Origin of the sequence: Micromonospora sp. BL1, from assembly GCF_003667485.1 — a bacterium.
Taxonomy (GTDB): domain Bacteria; phylum Actinomycetota; class Actinomycetes; order Mycobacteriales; family Micromonosporaceae; genus Micromonospora; species Micromonospora tulbaghiae.
Genome location: NZ_RCVK01000330.1, coordinates 1 through 15,857, shown reverse-complemented (window position 1 = coordinate 15,857; position 15,857 = coordinate 1). Strand labels below are relative to the sequence as shown.

At 72.7% G+C, this 15,857-nt stretch carries 10 protein-coding genes; 2 read left to right on the top strand and 8 right to left on the bottom strand.

Annotated elements, in window-relative coordinates; all coding sequences use genetic code 11:
* The coding region (locus EAD96_RS25055; RefSeq protein ID WP_199733292.1) for an N-acetylmuramoyl-L-alanine amidase at positions 1-1,215 on the bottom strand (1,215 nt) is incomplete at its 3' end.
* Positions 1,216-1,235: 20 nt separating this feature from the next.
* On the bottom strand, positions 1,236-2,684 hold the full coding sequence (locus tag EAD96_RS25050) for an FG-GAP-like repeat-containing protein (RefSeq protein ID WP_121685997.1): 1,449 nt from the start codon (positions 2,682-2,684) through the stop codon (positions 1,236-1,238).
* A gap of 243 nt (positions 2,685-2,927) precedes the next feature.
* Here EAD96_RS25050 and EAD96_RS25045 point away from each other — a divergent pair, with 243 nt between their 5' ends.
* Positions 2,928-3,992 carry a LacI family DNA-binding transcriptional regulator gene (locus EAD96_RS25045; RefSeq protein ID WP_121685996.1) on the top strand — a complete coding sequence of 355 codons (1,065 nt, stop codon included), beginning with the start codon at positions 2,928-2,930 and terminating at the stop codon, positions 3,990-3,992.
* On the opposite strand, the gene EAD96_RS25040 is transcribed toward EAD96_RS25045, so the two are convergent.
* From EAD96_RS25040 to EAD96_RS25015, 6 genes are read right to left on the bottom strand one after another with little or no spacing between them, the layout of a single operon-like run.
* Positions 3,982-5,616, bottom strand: coding sequence for a fucose isomerase (locus EAD96_RS25040; RefSeq protein WP_120570810.1), 1,635 nt, complete (start codon positions 5,614-5,616; stop codon positions 3,982-3,984). The two genes, EAD96_RS25045 and EAD96_RS25040, sit on opposite strands and share 11 nt — an antisense overlap.
* 52 nt (positions 5,617-5,668) lie before the next feature.
* Positions 5,669-6,661 carry a substrate-binding domain-containing protein gene (locus EAD96_RS25035; protein ID WP_121685995.1) on the bottom strand — a complete coding sequence of 331 codons (993 nt, stop codon included), beginning with the start codon at positions 6,659-6,661 and terminating at the stop codon, positions 5,669-5,671.
* 25 nt (positions 6,662-6,686) lie between these two features.
* A complete protein-coding gene (locus EAD96_RS25030; RefSeq protein ID WP_199733291.1) occupies positions 6,687-7,778 on the bottom strand; it encodes an ABC transporter permease in 1,092 nt (363 codons plus the stop codon).
* Positions 7,775-9,388, bottom strand: a complete 1,614-nt coding sequence (locus EAD96_RS25025) for a sugar ABC transporter ATP-binding protein (protein WP_121685994.1) — start codon at positions 9,386-9,388, stop codon at positions 7,775-7,777. Before EAD96_RS25025 ends, EAD96_RS25030 begins: the two co-directional genes overlap by 4 nt.
* Positions 9,385-11,508, bottom strand: a complete 2,124-nt coding sequence (locus EAD96_RS25020) for a family 43 glycosylhydrolase (protein ID WP_121685993.1) — start codon at positions 11,506-11,508, stop codon at positions 9,385-9,387. Before EAD96_RS25020 ends, EAD96_RS25025 begins: the two co-directional genes overlap by 4 nt.
* Positions 11,508-14,792 (bottom strand): DUF2961 domain-containing protein, encoded by a 3,285-nt coding sequence (locus tag EAD96_RS25015; protein WP_121685992.1) that lies wholly within the window; start codon positions 14,790-14,792, stop codon positions 11,508-11,510. Before EAD96_RS25015 ends, EAD96_RS25020 begins: the two co-directional genes overlap by 1 nt.
* 396 nt (positions 14,793-15,188) lie before the next feature.
* Here EAD96_RS25015 and EAD96_RS25010 point away from each other — a divergent pair.
* The coding region (locus EAD96_RS25010) for a M23 family metallopeptidase (protein WP_147457933.1) at positions 15,189-15,857 on the top strand (669 nt) is incomplete at its 3' end.

The window sequence follows — 15,857 nt, the reverse complement described above, 5'->3', positions numbered from 1 at the left end:
CGCCACATACGCGTCAGCCGCCGCGCCGTGGGTGAACGCCACCACGTCATCCCGACCGTCACCATCGAAATCCGTCGGCGAACCACCGAGATACCGGGCGGCCGATCCGCCCCCGCCCTGGTTCACCAGTGAGAGGTAGTAGTTCCAGTTCCAGTTCGGCCCCGGGTCGGTGTGGTCGTTGCCCGGGATCTCGTTGTGCCCCTTGATGCCGGTGCGGTTCTTCGGGATGCCGTACTTGTCGCACAGGTAACGGGTCAGCGCGGCCGACGAACGGTACATCGCGTCGGTGAACCAGGCCGGGTTGTCGACGTACCCCTCGTGCTCGATGCCGACGCCGTACGCGTTGCCGGACCGGGCGTGGTAGGCGGTGTCGCCCTCGCGGACCATCTGGGTGATCTCGCCGTTGCTGGACTTCACCACGTAGTGGGCGCTGACGCCGGACGACGGGTTTTGGAACCAGCTGATGGTCCCGGCGTACGAGCCCTGGGTGACGTGGAGGATCACAGTGGTGATCCGGCTGGACCGCCCGACGCCGTAGTTGGCACCGTTCGCGGCGACCCACCGCGCCGGCGGGTACTCGGGCACGGCGGCGGCCAGGGTACGGGACGCGGTGCCGGCGGGGGCCACAGTGGCGTAGCGGCCCCGCTCCGGCTCGACCCGGTGCGCCCGGACCGGCACCGCTCCCGGAATGCCCTGCTGCACCAGCTCGTAGATCCCGTCCGCGTACAGGCGTGCGGTGGCGTCGTCGGCCGCGCCGCCGTACCGCGCCACCACCGGGTACCAGGCGGTCACCCGGTCCCGGTCCCGCGCGGTCAGCCCCTCGGCGTCGGCCAGATCACGCAGCACGGCCGCGCCGCCGCGGATGTTCGCCGGCGTGACGGTCTTCAGTCGCCCGACCGGCTCGCCGGTCAACTCCGCAGCCCGTTCCAGGCTGTGCTGGACCGGGTTGCTCACCAGGTGCATCACCCCGTAGCCGTTCGCCTGGCTCGGCTTGCCGCCGTGCGCGTCGAGGCGGGACTCGCCGTAGCCGACCGCGACCAGGACGTCCCGGGGTACGTCGTACTCCTGCGCCGCCCGCACGAACGCGGCGTCCAGCGCGGTCCGGCCCGGCGGCGTCGCGGACGCCGGCGCGGGCTGCACCGCGATCCCGCCGGCGAGCGCCGCGGCCAGCAGGGCGACGCCAGCGCGCCGCCGTCTCCGTCGTGTTCCGGCCACGGGGGCCTCCCATCCTGACGTCACAGGGTCACCTCACCGGTGAGCCCGAAGTAGTCGTGCCACTTGCTGGAGGGACCGAAGGTGGTGCCGGTGGACAGCGCCACGTACACGTCGTTCGTGGTGTTCTTGGTGAAGACGATGAGGTCGTCTCTGCCGTCGCCGTTGGCGTCGCCGAGGTAGGGGAATTCGCCGGGTAGGCAGAAGAAGTCGTGCCACTTGACGGTGGTGCCGGCGAAGCCGGTGCCGGTGGAGGTGGCGGCGTAGACGTCGGCGTCGGTGTTGCAGGTGAAGGTGACGATGTCATCCTTGCCGTCGCCGTTGATGTCGCCGACGCGGGGTTGTTCGGTGCCGACGGCGAACAGGTCGTGCCATTTCTGGGGTGCCCCGAAGCTGGTGCCGGTGGACAGGGCGACGATGACGTCGGCTGCGGTGGCGGGGCCCTGGGTGAAGGTGATGATGTCGTCGCGTCCGTCGCCGTTGACGTCGCCCAGGGCGGGGAACTCCCCGGCGATCGAGAAGTAGTCGTGCCACTTCACCGCCGTGCCCGCGAACGACGAACCGGTCGACAACGCCACGTAGACGTCCGCCGTCGCGTCGTGCGTGAACGCGACGATGTCGTCCCTGCCGTCGCCGTTGACGTCACCGACCGCGGCGATCTCCGCGCCGGGGGCGAACCAGTCGTGCCATCGGCCCGGCGACGTGAACGCTGATCCGTTCGACAGCGCGACGTACACGTCGCCGGTGTTGCCGTGCGCGAACGTGACGATGTCGTCGCGGCCGTCACCGTTGACGTCGCCCGTCGACGCGGTCTCCCCGCCGATGGAGAAGAAGTCGTTCCACTTCACCGACGTCCCGGCGAAGCCGGTTCCGGTCGACGTGCTCGCGTACACGTCGGCGGAGGCGTTCTGGGTGAAGGCGAGGATGTCGTCGCGGCCGTCACCGTTCACGTCCGTCGACGAGCCGCCGGCCATGCCGTGGGTTCGCGCCGCCTGGTTGAGCAGCGTCCGCGCGGTCGCCGCCACCTGGTCGTACCGGTCGGGGAAGCCCGACCGCTGGACGCACTGGGCGACCTGGCCCGGGGTGAAGCCGGGGTTGTTGCGGTCGCAGGTGATCGCTCGCGTGACGTACTGCGTGGTGGCGTAGACCGGGTCCATGATCTGCTCCGGCGTGCCCCAGCCGTAGTCCCAGCGCTGCTGGAACACGCCCAGGCTGGACTTGTCGCCGCAGGGCAGGTTGTTCATGTGGGACTCGACCCAGCCCGCCTCGAAGGTGGAGAGCATGACCTTGTCGTTGACGTTGTACGACCGGGCCACCCGGTAGACGATCACGGTGACGGCGGGGTCGTGGGTTGCCGGGACGGACGGGCAGGCGAGCGTGTCCATCGGTACGGCGGCGGCCGGCGCGCCGAGCGCACCGGCCGCCGTGACGGTGCAGAGCGCGACAAGCATCGCCAGCAGGTTTCGTCTCACCGTGCTCCTCAGGGGTGTGGGGGTGACCAGCGGCACCAGGCGAGAAATCGATTGCTGGCGAGTCTCGTAGTCACCCTCATCGATGTCAATAGTGTCGACCATGCGCGACGCACCCATCCGGAAATCGATTGCTGGACGGGTATAGGATTCCGAGCGATCTCCCGCGGTGGCGGTCCCCCTCCGGTACGTCACCATCCGACGGGGGCCGGGCCGGAGCGCCCGGGCGACGACGACGGGAGCGCGATGACGACCATCTACGACGTGGCGCGTCGCGCGGGAGTGTCGCCGGCGACCGTCTCCCGTGTCCTCAACGGGCGCGCCTCGGTCGACCCGGAGATGGCCGCGCGAGTACGGCAGGCCGCGCAGGACCTCGACTACCGCCCCAACGCCGTCGCGCGCAGCCTCCGCCGCAGCCGGACCAGCCTCTGGGCGGTCATCATCTCCGACATCGGGAACCCGTTCTTCACCTCGATGGTGCGTGGTGTCGAGGACGTCGCGCAGGAGGCCGGCTTCTCGGTCGTGCTCTGCAACGGCGACGAGGACCCGGAGAAGGAGACCCGCTACGTCGCCGCGGCCCTGGCCGAGCGGATGGCCGGGGTGATCATCTCCTCGTCCGGGCGGCCGGCCCTGATCAGCCGCCTGGTGCAGGCCCGCATCCCGGTCGTGGCGATCGACAGGCAGCCACGCGGCGTCGAGGTGGACACCGTGCTGGTGGACAACACCCACGGTGCCGAGCAGGCGACCGCTCATCTGGTGGGCAGCGGCTACCGGCGGATCGCCTGCATCACCGGCCCGCGCCGGATCTCCACCGCCATGCAGCGGCTGCGGGGTTACCAGCGGGCGCTGAAGGCGAGCGGACGCCCGGCCACCGAGGACCTGATCCGGTACGCGGACTTCCGCGAGGAGGGCGGCTACCACGCGATGGCCTCCCTGCTGGAGACCGCCGAGCCGCCGGACGCGGTGTTCGCGGCGAACAACCTGATGACGGTGGGCGCCGTCGAGTGCCTCGTGGACAACGGCATCGGCGTGCCCGACCCGTTCGGCATCGTCGGGTTCGACGACATCCCGTGGGCGCACCTGGTCCGGCCCTCGTTGAGCACCGTCGCGCAGCCCACCTACGACCTGGGGCGTACCGCGGCGACGCTGCTGGTCGAGCGGATCGCCGACCCGGCCAGGGTGCCCTCGACAGTGGTGCTCCACACCGAGCTGCGGGTACGCGAGAGCTCGGCGCCGTCGGCCGGCCGCCAGGGCCCCGCGGCGGGCCGTACCCGGTCACGCGGCACTGCCGCCGGCTCGCTCAGATCGTGACCTCCCCGCACAGGTGCACCCGTACGCCCAGCTCGGCGAAGAGGGCGGCCTTGACCCGTAGCGCGCGGTCGGCGGTGTCGGCGTCGGGCGCGTAGACCACGTTGACGTGGTTGGCCTTGTGCCGGGCCATCAACTGGTCGCGGCCCACGCCGTGCAGCACGGCGTGCATGATCGGCCACTGCGGTGTGGTGGCGTCCAGCCGCCGCCGGGTCTCCGCCTCGGGCAGCTCCACCACCGTGCCGCGCCCGAGGTCGACGTGCAGGCCGCCGTCCATCACGAACACCCGCGACCAGACGATCTCCCCCGGCTTCGACACGCCGCTGAGCGTGCCGCCGCCGAGCGGGAAGTACATCGGTGGCTGACGCATGCTGTACGACCTGTCGTAGCCCCCGTTGTGCGACGCGGGCACCGAGCCGGAGATCTCGAAGACCCAGACGAAGTGTTCGCCGTACTGCTGTCCCCAGCGGATGTCGTGCAGCGTCGTCGCCGGGTCCAGGCCCATCGCGGTCCAGATCCGGTTGGTGACCAGCGAGTCCACCGCGACGCCCTCGTCGACCTCGTTGAAGTGCGGCAGCGCGACGCCCGGGTACAGCTCCCGGGAGCCGTCCCGGCTGGTCACCGGAGGGCGATCGACGTTGTTGAGCAGCCCCTCGGCCAGGTCGCTGGCGGGCACCGTGTCCTTGAGCCCCTGCTGGTACTGGATCCCGACCGCGTCCAGGCCGAAGTCGTCGGCGATGCGCAGCGCCGCGACGTACATCCGGCACTGGCTGAGCAGTTGGGCGTGCGTCAGCTCGGTCGCCTCGTCGGCGCCGGTGTGGAACGTCATCCCGGCCGCCTCCAGCCAGGCGAGCACCGCCCGCGCCTCGGTGTCGGGCACCCGCGCCATCTCCGCCACCAGTGCGCTCTGCGACAGGCGTTCCTTGAAGACGCCGATCGGGTTGAGCAGCTCGTCGTCGATGATGGCGTTGTACATGCCCATGCAGCCCTCGTCGAAGACGCCGATGACGGCCCGCTCGGAGACGAGCTGCCGGGCCAGCGCCACGCCGAGTTCGACCTCCTCGTCCGGCCGCAGCTCGGGCAGCGGGCGTACGTGGCTCTCGTCGTGCGTCACCCGGCCGGTCTCCAGCCACTTCTTCAGGCCGTCGCGTGCCCACTCGTCGGTGAAGTCCTCGCTCCACAGCGTCGAGTACCGCACGCCCGCCTTGGTGAGGCTGCCGGCGAGGTTGAGCAGGCCCACCAGGCCCGGATACTCCCCGCTCCAGTTCGCCACCAGCAGGATCGGCCCGCGGTGGGCGCGCAGCCCGGCCAGCACGTGGTGGCTGTACTGCCAGACCGCCTCCACCACGACGAGCGGCACGTCGGCCGGGATGCTCCGGAAGACCTCGATCCCGGCGCGCTGGCTGTCGATGAAGCCGTGTCCCTTGAGCGGGTCGACGTCGTGACCGCGCCGGACGTGCCAGCCGAGCGCGGTGACGGCGGCGGCGAGGTCGGCTTCGAGCTGCCGCTGGGTGGGCCAGCAGGTGACGTTGGCGCTCGACCGCAGGTCGCCGCTGGCCACCGTGTAGACGGTCCGGGGCGGGGCGGCCGGGCGCTCGACCGGCACTGGCATTGTGTAACGGGTCACGGGGCGGCTCCCTCGACGGGCGGACGGTGGGCGGGACAGGGCGCGGCCGCGTTCAGAGGCCACCGAGCTTCGCGTACGCCTCGGCGGCGTTCTCCTTGGTGATCCGCATGGTGCCCAGCGTGGTGGTACGCGGGACGTCCTCGGCGCAGTCGACGAGGATCTTCCGGGCCAGCTCGACCGCCTCCCGGCCGCCGGTGGCGTACTGGAACGTGGCGGCCAGGCGGCCCTGCTCGACGGCCTTGATCCCGCCGGAGGGCACCGGCAGCGCGTCGATGCCGGTGAACTTGATCCGCTGCGCCTTGCCCGCAGACTTCGCGGCGAGGTAGGCGCCCTCGGCCATCGGGTCGTTGTGCGCGTAGATCGCCGCCACGTCCGGGTGGGCCTTGATCAGTGCGTCCGCCACCGACTGTCCCTTCTCCCGCAGCCAGTCGCCGGGCTGGGAGGCGACGATCTGGATCTTCGGGTTGGCGGCGATGCCGTCGCGGAAGCCCTGCGCGCGTTCGGCGGCGGGGGTCGAGCCGGGCAGCCCGGCGATCTCGATCACCTTGCCGCCGCCGGGCAGCAGCGTCGTGGCGTAGAACTCGCCGGCCGCCCTGCCGATCGCCACGTTGTCGCCGCCGATGAACGCGGTGTACGCCTCCCCCTCGACCTTGCGGTCCAGCACGATCACCGGCACGCCCTGGTCGTACGCCTTCTTCACCACGGCGGTCAGCGGCTTGGCCTCGTTCGGCGAGACGATCAGCAGGTCGATCTTCTGGGTGAGGAAGTTCTCCACGTCGGCGACCTGCTTGCTGTTGTCCTGCGCGGCGTCGGAGACCACGACGCGGAAGCCGGGCACCGACTTCGCCGCCGTCTGCACGTCGTTGTTCATCACCTGCCGGTACGGCTCGGCGTTGTTGGCCTGGGACATGCCGATCAGGAAGTCCTTGCCGGCGCCGCAGGCACGGGCCTGCCCGGCGTCGTCGGACGGCTTCTCGACGCTGCACCCCGTCGCCGCCAGCGCGCCGGTGACCAGCAGCGCGAGCAGTGTGGTTCGCTTGTCCATCGGTGGCTCCTCGGAGTCGGTTCGGTCAGGCGAGGCCGCGGCGCAGCTTCTGCAACGCCGCCGCGAGCACGATCACCAGTCCCTTGATCAGCAGCTGGACGTTGGCGTCGATGTTGTTGAGCGCGAGGATGTTGTTGAGGATGCCGAGCAGCAGCGCACCGGCCAGGGTGCCGCCCATCGAGCCGGAGCCACCGGCCAGGCTGGTGCCGCCGATGACGACGGCGGCGATCGCGTCCAGCTCGTATCCGGCGCCGTCGTTCGGGCTGCCCTGGTTGAGCTGTCCCGCGTGGACCACGCCGGCCACCGCCGCCAGGAGGCCCGCGACGGCGAACACGGCGACCTTGACCCGCGTCACCGGCACGCCGGAGAGCCGGGCCGCCTTCTCGTTGCCGCCGATCGCGTAGACGTGCCGGGCGAACGCCGTCGTCCGCAGCACCACGACAGCGGCCACCCCGATCAGGACGAACAGCACCGCCGGCACCGGGAGCACACCGTTTATCGAGCCGTTCAGCAGTTCGAAGGCGGGCGGCGCCTCCTGGGGTCCGTCGCCGTAGGCGATCGGGATGCCGAGGCCGCCGGACCATATCCGGGCGATGCCTCGGGCGACCTGGAGACCGGCCAGTGTCACGATGAACGACTGGATGCCGAGGCGGGCCACGGCGTACCCCTGGAGCGCGCCGAACAGCACGCCGATCGCGAGCACCGCGGCGACGGCGGGCAGGATGCCGAGCCCGGAGTCGACCATGAGCGTCGCGGTGCCGACCGCCGACAGACCGAGGATCGCCCCGACCGACAGGTCGATGCCGCCCAGCAGGACGACGAACGTCATCCCGATCGCGATGATGCCGATCTCCGACACCGCGCGGACGATGTTCCCCAGGTTGCCGGCGGTGAGGAAGAGGATCTCGCCGTCGCGGCGCGGGGAGGCGAGGACCGCCACCACGAAGACCACGAGCAGCGCGAAGAGACTCTGCACCGCGAAGAGCCGGTCGACCAGTTCCCGGCGGCTGCGCGGCCGGCGCAGCCAGTGGGCTGTCGCGCCGCGCAGTCCGGCCGTACCGGCGGCCGGGGCCCCGGTCACTGCCGGCTCGGGCGGCGGCACGCGGGTGCCGGTCATCGGTCGTCCCTTCCGGCGGCCGGGCCGCCCATCGCCGCCGCGAGGACGTCCTCGGCGGTGCAGCCGCCGGTGGCGAGGTCGGCCACGGCCCGGCCGCGGCGCAGCACCACCACCCGGTCACAGACGCCGAGCAGCTCGGGCAGTTCCGAGGAGGCGAGCAGGATGCCCATGCCGTCGCCGGCGAGCCGGCGCAGCAGCCGGTAGATCTCCGCCTTCGCCCCGATGTCGACGCCGCGGGTCGGCTCGTCCAGCAGGAGCAGCCGCGGCTCGGTGAGCAGGTGGCGGGCGAAGACGACCTTCTGCTGGTTGCCGCCGGAGAGCGCGCCGACCGGCGTGGCCGCCGACGCCGTCTTGATCGCCAGATCGGTGACCGACCGGGCGACTACGGCCCGCTCCCGGCCGCGCCGGACGAGCCCGGCCGTGGTCAACCGGGCGAGCGCGGCCAGCACGATGCTCCAGCCGACCGGGTGTTCCAGGACCAGCGCGGAGCGGCGCCGGTCCTCGGGGACGAAGCCGACGCCGGCGCGCAGCGCCGCGCGGGGCCGGCGCGGCGCGTACGGGCGGCCGGCCAGCAGGACCGTGCCGGTGCGGCGACCGGCGGGCCCGGCGCCGAACAGGGTCTCCAGCAGTTCGGTGCGTCCGGCGCCCATCAGCCCGGCCAGGCCGACGATCTCGCCGGCCCGCACGGTCAGGCTGATGCCGGCCGGCTCGCAGCGGCCGGGCCGGGGCGCCCGGGGCCGCACCGCCAGGTCGGTGACGTGCAGCACCGGGTCGCCGCCGCCCGATCCGCGCGGCGGGCCGGGAGCGCCGGCCACGTCCGCCGGGGCGGGCTCGAACAGCGACGCGGCCCGGCCGCCGACCATCATCGCCACGATCCGCCGCCGGTCCATCCGGCCGGCCGGTACGACACCGGCTACGGAACCGTTGCGCAGCACCGTCGCGCGGTCCGCGACGACCTCGATCTCCTCCATCCGGTGGGAGATGTAGACGACGCCGACGCCCCGGCGGCGCAGGCCGCCGATGGTGGTGAACAGCCGCCGCACCTCCCCGTCGGCGAGGGCGGCCGTCGGCTCGTCCATGACGAGGACGCGGGCGTCCAGGGCGAGCGCCTTGGCGATCTCGACGAGCTGCTGCTCGCCGACGCGCAGCGAGCCCACCGGGCGGCGCGGGTCGATGTCGGCGCCGAGCCGGTCCAGGTGCTCGCGCGCGGTGCGGGCCGCGGCCCGCCGGTCGACTGTGCGCAGCCGAGTCCGGGGCTCCCGCCCGAGCACGAGGTTGTCGGCCACCGACAGGGCGGGCACCAGGTCGAGTTCCTGGTGGATGGTCGCGATCCCGGCGGCCTGGGCGGCGGCCGGGCCGGTGAACCGTACCGGCGTCCCGTCGACCGTGACCTCTCCGTCGTAGTCGGTGATCACGCCGGACAGGACGTTGATCAGAGTGGACTTGCCCGCGCCGTTCTCGCCCAGCAGCGCGTGCACCTCGCCCGCCCGTACGTCGAAGTCGACGCCGTCGAGCGCCGTCACGCCGCCGAACCGCTTGGCCACACCGGTCGCCGCGACCACCACCCGGCCGCTCGGGCCGGGCGCGTCGCGGTTGTCCACGCCGGTCATGGGATCGCGTTGATCGCGGCGTGCGCGGCGTCGGCGAACGGCACGTCCCGCCGGACCCCGCTCGCGGTCAGGCGCCAGGTGCCGCCCGCGTACTGGCCGGGCGCCCAGGACAGGCCGCCGGAGCGCCACAGCGGCTGCCAGGCCGCCATCGCGTGGCCGGCGTCGTACCAGGTGTTGTCCCCGCGCCAGGCCGACCCCCACCGGTGCGCCGCGACCACCGAGAGCCCGTCGCCGGTGCTCATCGTCCAGCGGGGCATGCCGGTGACGTCACCTGTCGGCCGAGCCTCCGCCACCGGGTCGCCGACCAGCGGCGACGCGCCGTCGATGTTGAACGCCACCTCCCACACCGCGGCGGTCGGCCATCCGTTCACCGACCAGGTGACGTCGCTCTGCAACCCGGGACCGGTCCACCGGGGCGTCACGGTGAGCAGCCAGTCGGCGGTGACCGGCTCGTCGCCGAACGGGATGCCGACCAGGTTGATCCGGGAGCCGTCGGCCGACACGTCGACCCGGGCCGGCGCCCCGGCCCGGTCGGTCACGTCGAACCGGCCGACGGCGAGGTACGGGCCGGTGCCCCGGTGCGACGAGTCGAGCGCGGAACGGTGATTGCCGGCGCCGGCCGGGTCCACCGCCAGCTCGGCGATCCGGGCGTTCGGCCAGGTGCGCACGTCGGCGCGCAGGAATCCGGTGGTCACCGTCCAGCCCCGGGCCACCACACCGGTAGACCAGGTCAACGGCGCCAGCCAGAGCCCGCCCTGACCCCAGCCGGCGTGGGTCAGGTACCAGTTGGAGCCGTCCACCACGACCTCGGCGGCGTGCGCGTCCAGCACCGTCACCTTCTCCGCGCCGTCGAAGCGCAGCGGGTCGCGGCTGCGGTAGACGGCCGTCCGCCGGTACGCGGCGCCGTAGTCGGTGCCGTCGCAGCAGACGAACAGGTACCACCACTCCCCCCGGCGCACCACGAACGGCGACTCCGTCTGCCCGCCCGCCCGGCCGGTGTGCGGCGAGGTGTACGCGATCGCGCGGCCGCTCCACGAACGCAGGTCGGTGCTGGTCCGGTACGCCACGACATGGTTGCCGCCGGACGGGCTCGACGTGGCCGTGTAGTACATGACCCAGCGGTCGCCGACCCGGGTCACCATCGGGTCGCGGCCCTCCCACCCGTCGGTGAACAGCGGGTTGGCGGAGCTGCGGGTCCAGGTGAACAGGTCGGTCGAGGTGGCCAGGTGCATGCGGTACCGGGCGTAGTCCGGGTTCCCGGCCGCGTAGAACATGTAGTAGACGCCGTTGTGCTGGACGACGTGCGGGGCCCAGATCCACTGCTCCCCGGCCCCGGGGTCGGCGGCCAGCGCCACCGGCCGTTTCGTCCACGGGCCGGTCGGGGTGGGCGCGGTGGCGTGCCCGAAGACCTTCTCGTCCTGCGGCGCGCCGGGTTCGGCGTGGGTGATGCCGAACAGGTGCCACACGCCGGTCTGCTCGTGTCGTACCAGCGTGTGGTCGTTGTAGTACCAGGTCGTCGGCTCCCCGGCGCCGGGGTCGTAGACGCGCGTGGACGCGCCCCGCGCCGGCGTCTCGCCGAGCGTCTCGTACGGCGTCGTGGTGACCGCCGCGAGCGGGCCGACACGGCGCAGCGTCACCGTGTCCAGCCCGGCGAAGAAGCCGGTGGAGGACGCGGACCGGCCGGTCACCGTGACGGTGAGGCGGTGCGTGCCTGTCGACAGGGACGCCGAGCCCAGCGGCACCGCGCCGGTACGTTGCACCCCGCCCGCGTACCCGTCGAAGAGTTGACCGACCGCCACCCCGTCGACGGCGAAGCGCAGCGTGCCGTAGTCGCCGGCCCGGGTGAGCACCGCGCCGATGTCGTACTGCCCGGCCGGTACCGACGGCAGGGTGAGCGTCACCGCGTCACCGGCGCGGGCGCCCCGGAACCACAGTTGCCGTCCGCCGGACCAGCTCACCCCGCAGCAGTCGGCCTGCGCGCCGACCGGCGCGGTGGCGGAGACGACGGCGAGCGACTCGGCCTCGAACCGGACCGGGTCGTCGGCCGCTGCCGGTCCGGCCGGGACCGCCACCAGGGCGGCCCCGAGCAGGAGCGCCGCGAGGGCACGCCGGGCGCGCATCACGACACGCTCGGACGGGGCAGGTCGGCGCCGGGTGCGAACTGGTCGTGCCAGCGGTTTCCCGGTGGCCCGAATCCACCGCCGGTGGAGAGCGAGACGAACACGTCGGCGGTCAGGCCCCTGGTGAACGTGACCACGTCGGCCCGCCCGTCGCCGTTGAAGTCCCCCACCCCGGGCAGTTCGTCGCCGAACGCGAAGTGGTCGTGCCACTTCAAGGAGTTCTGCACGAAGCGGCCGCCGTCGGACAGCGACACGAACACGTCGCCGGTCGTGCCCCTGGTGAACGTCACGACGTCGTCCCGCCCGTCACCGTCCACGTCGCCCACCGCCGGCAGCTCGTCGCCGACGGCGAAGCTGTCGTGCCACTTCCAGCCGTCCTCGACGAAGCGGGTGCCGTCGGACAGCGACACGAACACGTCGCCGGTCGTGCCCCTGGTGAACGTCACGACGTCGTCCCGCCCGTCACCGTCCACGTCGCCCACCGCCGGGAACTCGTCGCCGAGCGCGAAGTGGTCGTGCCACTTGACGCCGGGTCCGAAGCCGGCGCCGGTGGAGAGCGCCACGTAGACGTCGGCGGCGGCGCCGCGGGTGAACGTGATGATGTCGGCGCGGCCGTCGCCGTTGACGTCGCCGACCGCCGGGATCTCGGCGCCGACGGCGAAGAAGTCGTGCCACTTGACCCCGGCGGAGTATCCGGCGCCGGTGGAGAGCCCGACGTAGACGTCGGCGCTGTCGCCGCGGGTGAACGTGATGACGTCGGCGCGGCCGTCGCCGTTGACGTCGCCGGTGAGCGGCACCTCCGCGCCGACGGCGAAGAAGTCGTTCCAGGGCCGGCTGTCCGGCACGAACCGGGTGCCGTCGGAGAGCGAGGTGAACACGTCGGCGGCGGCGCCTCGGGTGAAGTCGACGGCGTCGTCGCGGCGGTCGCCGTCGGCGTCGCTGGTGTTGCGGGTACGGGTGGTGGCCGACACCTCCGCCGAGGGCGCGGCGGCGTTGCCCGACCCGTCGACAGCCACGACCCGGTAGTGGCGGGTCTGCGCGGCGGGCAGCGGGCCGTGCCGGAACGTGGTGGCACGGGTCGTGCCGACCAGGTTGGCGGCGGTGATCGCCACCCCCGGGTTCCGGGAGGCGTAGACGCGGTAGGAGACCACGCCGACGTCGTCGGCGGAGGGAGACCAGGTCAGGCCCAGCGCGTGCATGCGCCCGCCGGTCAGGGCGAGACCGGCGACCGGGGCCGGGGCGACGGTGTCGGTGAACGGCGCCACCATGCTGTCGGCCAGGTACCGGGCGGCGGTCCAGGCCGGCGCGCCGGCAGCCGGGGTGAGCTGGACGGTGACCGCCGACCGGCCCGCCGTCAGCGCCGCGGGCAGCACGAACTCGTCGGCCAGCCAGCGCTGCCTGTCGTTGCCCAGCGGCTGCAGCCACACCCCGGCCGGCGTGCCGTCCACCGACACGGCCGCCTGCTGGTAGCCGCCGGCCTGGTCGCCGTGGCGGCGCAGCCGTACCCCCTGGTTGGCCGGGTCGATCGCCAGCCGGAAGCGGACCGGTGCGGTGGTGGCGCGGACCTGGCCGGTGTGCGGGACGTTGTCGTCGTCGCCCTCGAAGGCGGAGCTGAGCGCGGTCTGGGTCGCCCCGGAGTCGGTGTACGCGTGCGCGGCGCGGCTGGCGGCGTCGCCGGTGACGACGGTGTCGGTCCGGCGCGTGGTCACGGTGCGCTGGGTGTAGAGGAACGCGGTCGAGGCGTACTCGGCGGGCATGTCGTTGGCCGGTCCGTGCTCGATGCCGAAGCGCAGCGCGGTGCCGTACGCCACCGCGTCGCCGATCATGAGCCGGTAGGCGGCGTCGCACTCGTCGGCGCATCCGCCGCCGCGGACCAGGTGGGCGGTGTTGCCGGTGAAGACGCCGCTGTACTCGCCGCGGTTGAAGTACCAGCCCGACTCGTAGAAGTCCTCGGTGCCGGTGCCGTAGATCTGCGGCGTGGGCGAGCCGTCGACGTACACCCGCTCGTCGCCCTCCAGGTAGTTGCGGGTGTTGCCGCCGATGATGTGGCCGCGCATGGTCTGCGAGACGCCCACGAACCGGCCCCGCCCGGACTGGTCGGCGATGATCCAGTCGGTGCCGCCGACCGTCTCGGCGCGGCGTGACTGGGTGGTGAAGTAGCCGGCGTTGCCGTCGGCGGCGAGCCGGGACGTCCACTCGGTGCCGGGCGTCGATGTCACCTCGACCTCGACGCCGCCGACTGTGGTGCCTGTCGTGTTGACGAGCGTCAGTGCGGCGGCGGTGCGGAACGGCATCGGCCACCATGCGCTGTACCAGCCGCCGGGCGCGGAGTCCATGGCGAACATCAGCGAGCGGACGGTGCGCTCGCCCAGCCCGGCGCCGAAGAACTCCCCGATCGGGCTGTCCACTGTGGTACGCCCGTCGAACGTCATCCGCAGCCGCAGCCCGGCGAGCGTCGGCACCCCGGCCGCAGCGTCCGGTACGCGCAGCCGCAGCGCGGTGATCGCGCGTGGCCCGGTCAGGGCGGCCAGTGACACCTGCCCCTGCGCCGGGGCGGTGACGGTGGCGCGCGTGGTGGAGGCGCCGGCCTGGGCGGGCTTCGGGTCGCGGGTGCCGGCGGCGCGCAGCACCGTGACCACGTCGGTGGCCGGGTCGGCCGGATCGAACCGGGGCACCCCTGCCGCGTCGGCGAAGGTCCGGTAGGTGACGTGGTGGAACAGCGGGTTGTTCTGGGTGGTGATCCGCATGGACTCCCGGTAGGGCATGGGCACCTTGACGGTGACGCCGCCGGACGTCTGGTCGGCGTTGCTCACCAGCGGCGCGACGAACGGGCTGCCGAGCCGCCCGTCCACCAGGTCCTGGAGGTCGGCCTGGACGACCACGACGCCGTCGAGTTCGACGCGGATCCAGCCGGTGGCGCGGACGTTTCCGTCGTCGCGGGTGAACCAGATCGACTGCACCTCGCCCGGGCCGCGTGCCTCGGCGATCACACATCCCCCGCTCCGACGCAGACACGACCAGGTGCCGACGAAGCCGTCGTCGTTGGAGCCGTCGCGGCCGAAGCTGGAGAACTGGTGGGTACGGGTGCCGGCGGCCAGCTCCGGCAGGCGGTCGAGCCGGCGGTAGGCGTCCCAGCCGATCGGTCCCTTGTCGTCGGCGACGGCGAGAGCGGGAGCGGGCGCCGACGTGGCGGCCGGCGCGGCGGCGGACGAGGTCGCGGGCACGGCAACGGCCAGCAGCGCGGCTGCTGCGGCGCCGGCCCAACGGCCGATGCGAAGCCTCATCGGTGTCCCTTCCGAGCGGCCGTAGGAGCCATGAGAAATCGATTGCTGGCGAGTTAACTTCGAGACTTCCACGGTTGTCAATACTTTGCGCCCGGCTTTCCCTCCAGGGCAGGAATCTTCGCGGCGGGTCGGCCCGCACGCCGCGCAGCCAGGCCGGGCGGAAGCGACGCTGAAGGAAGTTTTCCGCCGGCACTCACCACCCCGGCGGGTATTGACAGGCTCCGAAGTCTGCGGTTTCACTTCTCCTCAGCGCCACCGTCCCGCCGATCGGGACGCCAGCCGCCCCTTCTCCGACGCGAACTGTCAGGGCCCGCCCATCGGCGACACCGGCCCCTGGCCCGACGCGCCCACGCGCCGCTCCGACCGTGCATCCCTCTTCCGACGAGGAGTCACCGCATGCCCAGATTCCCGACGCGTCCCGCCCGGCGGGCCCTCGTCGCGCTGCTCACCCTGGCCGCGGCCACCCTCACCGCGGTGACGGTCGCCCCGTCACCGGCACTCGCCGCGCCCACCTTCAAGGCACCGTTCCCCTGCGGGCAGCGGTGGACGTACAGCCACCACAGCGCCGAGGTGCGGCAGGCGCTGGACTTCGTCCGCGCCGACGGCGGTGTCACAGGCGGTACGCCCCAGGTGGCGTCCGCCGCCGGAGTCGCCCGCCGCTACTCGCAGCCCAGCGGCGCCGGCAACTACATCGTCATCGACCACGGCGGCGGGTGGACCACCTACTACTTCCACCTCAGCGCCTACTCGGTGCCCGACGGCGCCTACGTGCAGCAGGGGCAGCAGATCGGGATCACCGGCAGCACCGGCAACTCCTCCGGCGCGCACGTGCACTACGAGCAGCTCTACAACGGCGTCGGCCAGGTCATCTCGATCAACGGCGTCTCGCTCGCGCCGTATCCCGGCCAGTACAACCAGAGGTTCCTGGTCAGCGACAACTGCGGCACGCCACCGCCGCCGCCCACGCCCCGCTATCTGGGTGGTTCGCCGACGGATTTCGATGGTGACGGTCGGGATGACGTGGTGGCGTTCACCCACGGCGCGCTGGCTGACGCGTATGTGGCC

Coding starts and splice junctions, on each gene's coding strand:
- EAD96_RS25045 (WP_121685996.1), top strand. CDS start 2,928: ATGACGACCATCTACGACGTGGCGCGTCGCGCGGGAGTGTCGCCGGCG.
- EAD96_RS25035 (WP_121685995.1), bottom strand. CDS start 6,661: ATGGACAAGCGAACCACACTGCTCGCGCTGCTGGTCACCGGCGCGCTG.
- EAD96_RS25030 (WP_199733291.1), bottom strand. CDS start 7,778: ATGACCGGCACCCGCGTGCCGCCGCCCGAGCCGGCAGTGACCGGGGCC.
- EAD96_RS25025 (WP_121685994.1), bottom strand. CDS start 9,388: ATGACCGGCGTGGACAACCGCGACGCGCCCGGCCCGAGCGGCCGGGTG.
- EAD96_RS25020 (WP_121685993.1), bottom strand. CDS start 11,508: ATGCGCGCCCGGCGTGCCCTCGCGGCGCTCCTGCTCGGGGCCGCCCTG.
- EAD96_RS25015 (WP_121685992.1), bottom strand. CDS start 14,792: ATGAGGCTTCGCATCGGCCGTTGGGCCGGCGCCGCAGCAGCCGCGCTG.